This is a genomic window from Sulfitobacter sp. TMED3 (genome assembly GCF_002167505.1).
Taxonomy (GTDB): domain Bacteria; phylum Pseudomonadota; class Alphaproteobacteria; order Rhodobacterales; family Rhodobacteraceae; genus Sulfitobacter; species Sulfitobacter pontiacus.
The window spans coordinates 1-9,691 of the sequence record NZ_NHBI01000013.1 but is presented as its reverse complement, the minus strand read 5'-3'; the positions used below and the strand labels follow the sequence as shown (position 1 = coordinate 9,691).

Below are 9,691 nucleotides of genomic sequence, written 5' to 3'. Positions count from 1 at the left end.
AGGGTCATCTGAGCCTCGTGCGGGCCGCAAAAGAGGCGTGCGACCGTGTGATCGTGACGATCTTCATCAACCCCAAGCAATTCAACAACCCTGAGGACTACAAAAACTACCCCCGCACCGAGGAAGAGGACGCGCGCAAGCTGATCGCGCTAAAGGCGGATGTCGTCTATGTGCCAGATGGGGAACAGATGTACCCCAATGGTTTCGCGACAACTGTGTCGGTCGAAGGCATCACCCAAGGGTTGTGCGGGGCGCATCGGGCAGGGCATTTCGACGGGGTTGCGACTATCGTGACCAAGCTCTTTACCCAGACCCAGGCGGACAAGGCGTTCTTTGGCGAAAAGGATTATCAGCAGCTACAGGTGGTGACCCGTCTTGCGCGTGATCTGGACCTGCCGATAGAGGTGATCGGCTGCCCCACCATCCGCGAGGAGGACGGTCTGGCCATGTCCTCGCGCAACCTGCTGCTGTCGGATCGCGCCCGCACCTGGGCCCCCGAACTTCACCGTGCGATGGAGGAGATGTCAGAGGGGCTGCTTGCTGGTGGCGATCTCGAAACGATCCGCGCGGCGGCAGTGTCGCGGGTGGAACGTGCGGGCTTTACGCAGGTAGAATACCTTGACCTGCGATCTGCTGACCAGTTGGAGCTGATGACCACGCCCGACCGCCCCGCACGTCTGTTGGCCGCCGCGTGGCTGGCCGGTGTGCGGCTGATCGACAATATCGCCGTCGGTTAAATCGCTCTGGAATATGCAAAAAAAGCGGGGCCCGCGAAGGCCCCGCTGATCGTTTGGCTTGGAACGGTGCGGTGTTACTTGCCGCCGATGCTGATGGCAGAAGCCATACCGGGGGCTTTGGATTCCCCGCCCAGCTTCTCGCGCACACCGGCCTCGATCTTGTCGCCGGTGTCTTTGTCGATGTTGCGCCAGTATTCAAAGGCACGGACGAGCACCTTTTCGCTGACACCGTCACACAGGTGCCCCACCACGTTCGACACCAGACGCGCGCGGGCGTCGGCATCCATCACCTCGCGGACAAGCTTGCCGGCCTGGCTCCAATCATCGTCATCGGGGCGCAGGGTATAGGCCTGACGCACCATGTCGCCATCGGAATACCACAGGCCCGCTTCATGCTGATGCGGCTGCGCAGAGGGCCCACCATATGAGTTGGGCGCATATACCGGATCAGACACTTTTTCAGTCCGGCCCGCCCCGTCTTTCGAATAACTATGGGTGGGCGAGACAGGTTTGTTGACCGGAATCTGCTTGTAGTTGACACCCAGCCGCGCGCGGTGCGCGTCCGCGTAGGAAAAACCCCGTGCCAACAGCATCTTGTCTGGCGACAGACCCACGCCCGGCACCATATTGTTCGGCTCGAACGCGGCCTGTTCGATCTCTGTATGGAAATCGGTGGGGTTGCGGTTCAGGGTCAGTTTGCCAACCTCGATCAGCGGGTAATCCTCGTGCGGCCAGACCTTGGTCAGATCAAACGGGTTGATGCGATAGGTCTTGGCATCCTCGTAAGGCATGATCTGCCATTTGAGCGTCCAGCTGGGGTAGTTCCCGTCGCGGATGTTGTTGAACAGATCGGCGCGGTGGTAATCGCCGTTGGTCCCCGCCAGCTTGTCGGCTTCATCCTGGCTAAGGTAGGCATTGCCGTCGCCCTGATCGGTGTGGAAGTGGAACTTGACCCAGAATTTCTCGCCCTCGGCATTGACCAGCGAATAGGTGTGGCTGGAATACCCGTTCATCTCGCGCCAGTTTTTCGGAATGCCGCGGTCGCCCATGAGATAGGTCACCTGATGCGCGCTTTCGGGCGAGAGCGTCCAGAAGTCCCACTGCATATCGTGGTCGCGCATGTTGTTATCCGCACGGCGTTTCTGGCTGCGGATGAACTGCTGGAACTTGATCGGATCGCGGACAAAGAAGATCGGGGTATTGTTGCCGACCATGTCAAAGATGCCTTCGTCGGTGTACATCTTGACCGAGAAGCCGCGCGGGTCGCGCCATGTGTCCGGGCTGCCGCGTTCGCCTGCCACGGTTGAAAACCGCATCACCACATCGCATTTCGCGCCGGGCTGGAAGATATTCGCCATCGTGTATTTCGACACGTCTTGCGTCGTCTCGAAGGTGCCAAATGCGCCCGAGCCTTTGGCGTGGGGCTGGCGCTCTGGAATACGTTCACGGTTAAAATTCGCCATCTGTTCAAGCAGATAGTGGTCATTCANCACGATCGGGCCATCGGGGCCNACGGTCAGCGAATGNTCATCGCTTTGAACGCGAATGCCGGCGTCTGTGGTTGTGGGAGGGGTTTGCTTCTTGTCGGTCATCTGTAGCTACTCCTTCAGGGTCCACAGGCAAAACCTGTAGCGTGACGGATGGTTCCCGACCAAATGCGTAAGGAGTTGGATAGAGCTGTGGCCGCTTGGCGCGCTTAATGGGTNGCCGTGTGAAAGCGGATCACCTGCGCGTTNTCCGCCGGATCGACAAGGAAATGCCCGCAGACGCCAAAGACCTCGCGCAGTAGGGNTTCGGTCATGATCTCGGAGGGGGTGCCNATGGCGCGNAGCTTGCCATCTTGCAAGACGCAGATCCGGTCGCAGAGCGTGGCTTGGTTCAGGTCATGCAGGGCGATGATCGCCGTTGTCGGCAAGCGCTGGATCAGATCAAGGATCGACAGCTGGTGGCGGATATCCAGATGGTTTGTCGGCTCGTCCAGCAGCAGCACTTGCGGCCTTTGGGCCAGTGCACGGGCGATATGAACGCGCTGTTGTTCACCGCCCGACAGCGTATGCCAGTGGCGGTCGCCAAAGCCCGACAGATCCACATCCGCCAGCGCCTGCGTGACGATGGCGTCNTCCNNATGCGCTCCACCCGCGCAGGGCGGACANCCANGGGGTGCGGCCCAGTTCAACGGCATGGCGCACGGTGATGCGATCTGCGGTATCGGCGTGTTGTTCNACCAGGGCNAGCCGCTGTGCNATNTCGCGCTGGCGCATCTTTGCNAGCGGTGCGCCGTCCAGCTCGACCCGCCCGCGCGAGGGTTTCTGAATACCGGCAAGCATATGAAGCAACGTGGATTTGCCNGACCCGTTCGGCCCGATCAGCCCCAGCTTTTCGCCCGGCCGCAAGGACAGGGACACNTCNTTGACNATGGCGCGGTTGCGCACCCGCCAGCCCAGTTCGTGACAGGACAGAATCATGGCGACGTCCTTTTGCCAATCAGGATCAGTGCAAAGACNGGCGCGCCGACCAAAGCGGTCACCACNCCGATGGGCAGCACCTGGCCCGGTACAATCACCCGCGAAATCACATCGGCAAAGACCAGAAACACCGCCCCCGCCAGTGCGGAAGCAGGCACGAGGATCGCATGACGATGCCCCACGACGATGCGCATGGCATGGGGGATCACCAGCCCGACAAAGCCGATCGCACCGACCACCGAGACCATTACCGCCGTGACCAGCGCCGCCGTGCCGATCAGCAGCAGCTGCACGCGGCGGACCGGAATGCCCAAGGACGCGGCGCTGTCGCTGCCGAAGGTAAAGGCATCCAGCGCGCGGGCGTGCCACAGACAGGCCAGCAGACCGATCATCGCCGCGGGCAGGGCGCTTAGTACATCGGGCCAGCGCACGCCCGACATATTCCCCAAAAGCCAGAACATGATGGCACGGGCCTGTTCGGCATTGGCCGATTTCGTGATCATCAGCGCGGTCAGAGCGTTGAACATCTGGCTGCCCGCAATACCGGCCAGCACGATCACGCCCGCGGCCCGCAGGCCCACACCGCCGCCCGCCGCCTGCGCCAGCAAGGCGACAAAGGCAAAGGCCACCAGCGCCCCGCTGAACGCACCGATAGACAGCGAGATGGCACCACCCCCCAGCCCGAGGATGGTCACCGCAACAGCGCCTGTGGACGCTCCCGCAGAGATGCCCAGCAGATAGGGATCCGCCAGCGCATTGCGCAGCAGTGCCTGCAACACGACGCCCGACAGCGCCAGACCGGCGCCACAGCACATCGCCACCACGGCCCGCGCCATGCGGTAGTTCCACACGATGCCCTCGTCGATCTTGTCGACCGCATAGCCCGCGTTCAGCGCCTTATTGGCCAGCACCTTCAGCACCACCAGCGGCGGGATAGAGACCTCGCCGATGGCCGCACCAAACAGCAGTGCGGCCAGCAGCACCGGCGGGATGATCACCCACCAGTGCCACTGCGGCCTGCGCGTCACAGAGCGGTCGATTGCGGTCATTCGGCCAGATCGAAACCGGACAGCGCGTCAGCCATCGTTTCCAGCGCATAGATCGCACGCACGGTCGGGTCCATCGCATGGGAGTCCATGGTGATGATGCGGCCCTCTTTCACCGCGGTCATCTCGCGGGCGACGGGGTCGTTCATCAGGAAGGCGCGCTTTTTCTCGATGTCATCCGCAGGGAAGCGGCGGCGGTCCATTTTGGCAAGCACGATGAAGGTCGGGTCGGACTTCGCCAGAGTCTCCCATCCGACCAGAGGCCATTCCTCGGCCGAGGTCACGACGTTTTCAACGCCAAGCTTGTCCATCATATAGGCGGGCACACCCTGTTGACCTGCGACATAAGGGTCCGCCGCCATCTCGGACGACGAGAACCAGAACAGCGCCGAGGTGCCTTGGGGCAGGTTCAGGGATTTGGCTTTCTCGACGGCCTTTGCCTCGCGCGATTGCAGGTCTGCCAGCAGCGTGGCACCGGCGTCTTGCGCGTTGTAGATCAGGGCGAGCTCTTCGATGCTGGTATACAGCTGCTGGGTCGTGAACAGTTCAGATCGCGTGCCGTCCGCGCCGACAGAGTTATCCTTGGCCGCGCAATCGGTGGGCATCACATAGGTCGGCACGCCCACCTCGTGAAAGCTGTCGCGGGTGCCGACCATACCTTCGGGGCCGACGTGCCATTCATACATCACGGTGACCAGATCGGGGCGTTTGCCCAACACGCTTTCAAAGCTGGGATCGTTGTCCGCCAGCCGTTCAATCGCATCGTTTGTCTCTTTGAACTCTGGCAAAACGGGGCTAAACCAGACAGAGGTTCCCGCGATCCGGTCCTGCTGGCCCAGCAGATACAGGATCTCTGTCGTGGATTGCCCGATGGTGACGGTGGTCTGGGGTGCCGCGTCAAAGCTGAGCGTATGGCCGCAGTTGTCGATGGTCAGCGGATAGTCTGTCTCTGCGCCAAGCGCGGTGCTGCCTGCAAGGCTCGCAATCAGGGTCAGGCTGGAAAAAAATGGTTTCATATCAAGGGCTCCGGTTGGTCCGATGCCGGGGTCTTTGAATAGAAAGAGAAGGGGCCAGCCAAACGGCGCGCGGGCGCATTTTGGTCTGCGCTTGTGGTAAGATCCGGTCCCATCATCATCCTCTCCCGAGCAACCCCGCCCGGTGTTTCAGGTTCAGTGTCGGCAGGTCTCCTGACTGACGGATCGCGGCTGTCCCCGCCTTCCCGGACCTTTAGGCCCAGTGGCATGATGGAGGTAGCTCACCGTCTACAGTTGCGGGGGCAGTTCCGGTTCATCCACAGCAAAGCGCGGATGGCGAATTCCCTATTATTTCCCGAAGGAAACCGACCCGGTTTCGATGACAGTTGTCCGCCCACCCGTCAAGTTGCGTTTTTGCGGTCGTCATCGCGGGACAAAGGCAAATAACGCAGGCCACGGTTCCGCAGAACGGGCGGGAGGCAAATAACAAATGGAGGGAAAACCAAGTGGCAGCCCGTAGGGGAGTCGAACCCCTCTTTTCAGGTTGAAAACCTGACGTCCTAACCGATAGACGAACGGGCCACTTAACTTGTGAGCGCTTCTTTAGGCAAAGCCATCGGCGGGCGCAAGTGTAAGCTGCATGAGAAAGCGGGGAAATACGGCAAAAAAAATCACAGATTTTAATGCCGTATTCCAAGGGGCGTATGGCGAGGGGGGATCGTCGCGTGAAACGCGCGCCGCGCTTGGGATGCGGGCGCGCGTTTCCCTTAGATTTCCCAGTGAAAACCCGTCGCTTTTTCGGAGACGGTCCAGAGTTTCTCCATCACGGGTTTGTCGTAGGCATGGGGGTTCAGCGTGCCTTTGCCAACGGGCCCTCCGGTTTGCATCCATCCGGTCGGGCCATAAAGCGCGCGCTGCGCCAACCCGTCTTCGGTCGCGCACATGACCTCGGGGTAGGCGCCTTTCTCGGCGGATTGCACCATTGGCGTCTTGCTCATCATCCACCAGGTGACCCGTGTGAAAAGCCCGCCGCTTGTGCTGATCAGCGAGGTCGCCGACGCGCCGGGGTGGCAGACGTATACCTCAACGCGACTGTCGGTCGCTTTCAGCCGGTCCTGAAGCTCATAGGCAAACATCATCTGCGCCAGCTTGCTTTGGCTGTAGACCGCGTTGGCGCTATAGTTCTTGTCCCAGTTCATGTCGTCGAACTGGATCGTCTTGATCCCCATGTTGTACCCGAGGCTGGACACCACGACGATCCGGCCCGCGCTTTCCTGAATGCGATCAAACAGCATCCCGCACAGCAGGAAGTGTCCGTAGTGGTTGGTGCCAAGCTGGCTTTCGAACCCGTCAACGGTCAGTTGCTGTGTTGGCACCTGCGCGATGGCAGCGTTGCAGATCAGCGCGTCAATCCGGGGAACGGTGCGTTTCACCTCCTCCGCCGCGGCGCGCACGCTGGCCAGATCNGACAGATCCATCCGCACAAAGCTCACCTCGGCGTTGGGACCGAANGNGTCCTTGAGCGTTTTGACCGCGGCGATGGANTTGTCGGCGTTGCGGTTCANCATGACGACTTTTGCCCCCTTGGACAGCAGGATGCGCGTGGCCTGAAAGCCCGCACCGGCCGTCGTGCCGGTGATGAGNTATGTTTTCCCCTTGAGCGATCCAAGGCGATCAGGTGTCCAGCCTTTGGGTCCGAAAGTCGTGTCCTTCATCGTCATGTTCCTTTTCGATGTCAGCGCGGCAGCGATGCGCGCTGTGTTTGATGTTGAAGGGTAAATAGCTCTCGGNTGNCTCTCAAAACAGGCGAGATCGTCGCGAATACTTGCCTGATTGTATCACGCGCTTGCGAAAGGCGGATGTGACGCANTAGATTGCGCTCATGAGCAAAGACCAGATCAGACAGCTAATTCAGAACAACGCGACCCAAGAGGGGCTGACGGGAACCGGCATTGACGGGGTGCGCCTGTTTCGGGCCACGCAGGCGATTCCTTGCGTGCCGGCGGTCTATGAACCCAGCGTTATTGCTATCGTCAGCGGGGCGAAAGAGGCCGTGCTGGACGGGCACAGGTACATCTATGACGACAGCCGATATATGTGCTGCCCGATGTCGATGCCGGTGAAGGCNGGCACGCCGACCGCCTCTGCCGAAAGCCCGCTCTACGGGGNTATCATTTCGCTCGATAAGCGGNTGATGACAGAACTGTCGATGGAGATGGAAAATACCGGCAATGTGATTCCCGAGGTCAAAGGCGGTTTGCGCGCGCANGGGATCAGGCTGGCCGCTTGGGATGATGCCTTTGCCGACGCGCTGCTGCGTTTGCTGCAATTGGGTGGCAATCCGGCGGATACGGCGATCCTTGGCGAGGCACGGCTGCGCGAGCTTTACTACGCGATCCTGAAGGGNGAGGCAGGGNGNTTTGCCAGACAGGCNTTCGGNGCGGGCAATGCGATNGCACGGTCGATCGCGCATGTATCCTCTCACCTGGACGCGCCGATCTCTATCGATGATATGGCGTCCCGCGCCGGGATGAGCCGCGCCGCCTTTCANCGCAAGTTCAAACAGGTGACGACGATGGCCCCGATCCAGTTTGTCAAATCCATGCGGCTCAACAATGCGGCGATGAAGATCGCAGGCGGCATGTCNGTGAACGANGCNGCGGTCGANGTGGGATANGTCAGCCCGTCGCAATTCAGTCGCGAATTCAGGCGGATGTACGGGCAATCNCCGCGCCAATGGGGGGATGCCCAGCAGTTTCCGGTTGAAATGGGCCAATAAGGGGCTGCCANCGCCNNTGCGTTGGCAACNCCTTNNCACNNGTCTGGTGGTATGATCAGACGTCTACAACCACCTTGCCGATGGCNTGCCCGCTGGTCAGGCGGTCATAGGCCCCGCCCACCGTATCNAGGTCGAANNTCTGGTCATCAAGCAAGGGCTTGAGCGCCCCTGCGTCCACAANCTCTGCCAGTTTGGTCAGGATCTCCTCGTGCTTTTCACGGCCTTGGTTGGCAAGCATTGGAAGCAGCATAAAGATGATATGCAGCGACAGCCCTTTGAAGTGCGCAGGGGACAGGNCGATTTCCAGCAGCCCAAAGGTCGACGCGATATGGGCGTTCAGGGCGNCGGCNTCNAACGTCGCGTTGCCACCCTAGGCGGTAAGGGTNATGGCTTTCATGGTGGTCATCCTCGGGTGTGTCTGATGCCCACCTAAAGACTGCCGTGATTCATGTAATTGACCTGATNTTGAGNTCNGTTTTCTGATNATGGATNTAATAGGCGANNCGCAAACCGCCGTCAGAGACATCAGNGCTNAGCCNTCCAGCCCGCCGCGCGAGATCNAACAGCGCAGAAACAGCGGCAAACACATCTCGCCCNNGNTCATGGGGTATTGTCTTCATAATGTCGGGTAAAGGTACAAGTGGCAGCCCGTAGGGGAGTCGAACCCCTCTTTTCAGGTTGAAAACCTGACGTCCTAACCGATAGACGAACGGGCCACTTGGCTTGTGAGCGCTTCTCTAAGGAATGCCGCGCAGGCGCGCAAGCAGAAATCGAAAGAAAATGAAAAATTTTTACGCAGGTGCCGCATCTTCCAGACGCAGCTGCACAGACTGTCGGCCGCGCCAGGTATTGATGTCCAGACGACCGGCCAGATGGAACCGTGCACCACCGTGATTTTCCAGTGCCGGGCCAAGCGGGCCGTCAAATGCGCCAAAGGCGATGGCGTCCATTTTGGTGTTGTTGCCGTCGCCGAAACTGATCTTGAGGTGGCTTTCACCCACCCGCTTGGCAAAGCGGATCTGCATGTCGGCAAAGGCATATCGCGGGGCAGGGGCACCGGCCCCGAAGGGACCCGCCTGTTCCACCTGCTGCGCCAGTTCCACCGTCGCGGCGGCGGGCATCAACATGCCGTCCAGCTTCAGGTCTGCGGCGCCGGCCAGATGCGCGCCCTGTTTTGCCAGTAGCTCCGACAGCCGCGCCATGGCGGCGTCCAGCTTGTCTTCGGCCACGGTCAGACCGGCGGCCATCTTATGCCCGCCGCCCTTGATCAGCAGCCCCTCGGCCGCCAGCCGCTGGATCGGCGCGCCCAGATCGATCCCCGAGACAGAGCGGCCAGAGCCTTTGCCGATGCCATCCTCGAACCCGATCACGATCGACGGCCGGTTGGACGCCTCTTTCAAACGCGAGGCGACGATGCCCACCACGCCCGGGTGCCAGCCCGCGCCCGAGGCCCAGACCAAAGGCGCGTCAAAGCCGCGGGCCTCTGCCTGATCCAGCGCGGCGGCGCGGACAGCGGTTTCGACATCGCGGCGTTCGGTGTTCAGCAGGTCCAGCTTTTCGGCAAGCGACTGCGCCTCATGGGGATCATCGCAGGCCAACAGCCTTGCCCCCAGATCCGCTTGCCCGATGCGCCCGCCCGCGTTGATCCGCGGGCCAAGCAGAAACCCAAGATGATAGGCCGCCGGGGCCG

The 9,691-nt window shown here is 60.9% G+C and carries 8 protein-coding genes, 2 tRNA genes, 1 pseudogene and 1 riboswitch; of the genes and pseudogenes, 2 read left to right on the top strand and 9 right to left on the bottom strand.

Going from position 1 to position 9,691, the window contains the following annotated elements:
* A partial coding sequence (gene panC / locus CBB63_RS04545) for a pantoate--beta-alanine ligase (protein ID WP_286698308.1) occupies positions 1 to 737 on the top strand: 737 nt, incomplete at its 5' end.
* A 74-nt stretch (positions 738 to 811) separates the two neighbouring features.
* Here the strand turns inward: panC and CBB63_RS04540 are convergent.
* The 6 genes and pseudogenes from CBB63_RS04540 to CBB63_RS04515 all read right to left on the bottom strand — a co-directional run bounded on the left by CBB63_RS04540 (position 812) and on the right by CBB63_RS04515 (position 6,937).
* Complete coding sequence (locus tag CBB63_RS04540) at positions 812 to 2,329, bottom strand: catalase (RefSeq protein ID WP_286698307.1); 1,518 nt, start codon at positions 2,327 to 2,329, stop codon at positions 812 to 814.
* Between the two features lie 104 nt (positions 2,330 to 2,433).
* Positions 2,434 to 3,202: pseudogene (locus CBB63_RS04535) on the bottom strand (ABC transporter ATP-binding protein).
* Positions 3,199 to 4,251 (bottom strand): FecCD family ABC transporter permease, encoded by a 1,053-nt coding sequence (locus CBB63_RS04530; protein WP_009826598.1) that lies wholly within the window; start codon positions 4,249 to 4,251, stop codon positions 3,199 to 3,201. The pseudogene CBB63_RS04535 and the gene CBB63_RS04530 overlap by 4 nt, the downstream one beginning before the upstream one ends.
* Positions 4,248 to 5,264 (bottom strand): ABC transporter substrate-binding protein, encoded by a 1,017-nt coding sequence (locus CBB63_RS04525; RefSeq protein ID WP_286698306.1) that lies wholly within the window; start codon positions 5,262 to 5,264, stop codon positions 4,248 to 4,250. Before CBB63_RS04525 ends, CBB63_RS04530 begins: the two co-directional genes overlap by 4 nt.
* A 144-nt stretch (positions 5,265 to 5,408) precedes the next feature.
* Positions 5,409 to 5,607: riboswitch (cobalamin riboswitch) on the bottom strand.
* A 122-nt stretch (positions 5,608 to 5,729) separates the two neighbouring features.
* Positions 5,730 to 5,804 (bottom strand) — tRNA-Glu (locus CBB63_RS04520).
* A 185-nt stretch (positions 5,805 to 5,989) separates the two neighbouring features.
* Positions 5,990 to 6,937: an SDR family oxidoreductase gene (locus CBB63_RS04515; RefSeq protein WP_286698305.1), complete on the bottom strand. Its 948-nt coding sequence runs from the start codon at positions 6,935 to 6,937 to the stop codon at positions 5,990 to 5,992.
* 167 nt (positions 6,938 to 7,104) lie between these two features.
* On the opposite strand from CBB63_RS04515, the gene CBB63_RS04510 reads away from it, so the two are divergent.
* Positions 7,105 to 8,001, top strand: coding sequence for an AraC family transcriptional regulator (locus CBB63_RS04510; protein WP_286698304.1), 897 nt, complete (start codon positions 7,105 to 7,107; stop codon positions 7,999 to 8,001).
* Between the two features lie 55 nt (positions 8,002 to 8,056).
* On the opposite strand, the gene CBB63_RS04505 is transcribed toward CBB63_RS04510, so the two are convergent.
* From CBB63_RS04505 to CBB63_RS04495, 3 genes are all read right to left on the bottom strand, one after another.
* On the bottom strand, positions 8,057 to 8,296 hold the full coding sequence (locus tag CBB63_RS04505; protein ID WP_502695857.1) for a zinc-binding dehydrogenase: 240 nt from the start codon (positions 8,294 to 8,296) through the stop codon (positions 8,057 to 8,059).
* Positions 8,297 to 8,642: 346 nt separating this feature from the next.
* A tRNA-Glu gene (locus CBB63_RS04500) sits at positions 8,643 to 8,717 on the bottom strand.
* A 75-nt stretch (positions 8,718 to 8,792) separates the two neighbouring features.
* A partial coding sequence (locus CBB63_RS04495; RefSeq protein ID WP_286698302.1) for a single-stranded-DNA-specific exonuclease RecJ occupies positions 8,793 to 9,691 on the bottom strand: 899 nt, incomplete at its 5' end.

Bases quoted from the DNA above. Each gene is read 5' to 3' on its own strand.
- CBB63_RS04525 (WP_286698306.1), bottom strand. From the start codon at position 5,264: ATGAAACCATTTTTTTCCAGCCTGACCCTGATTGCGAGCCTTGCAGGC.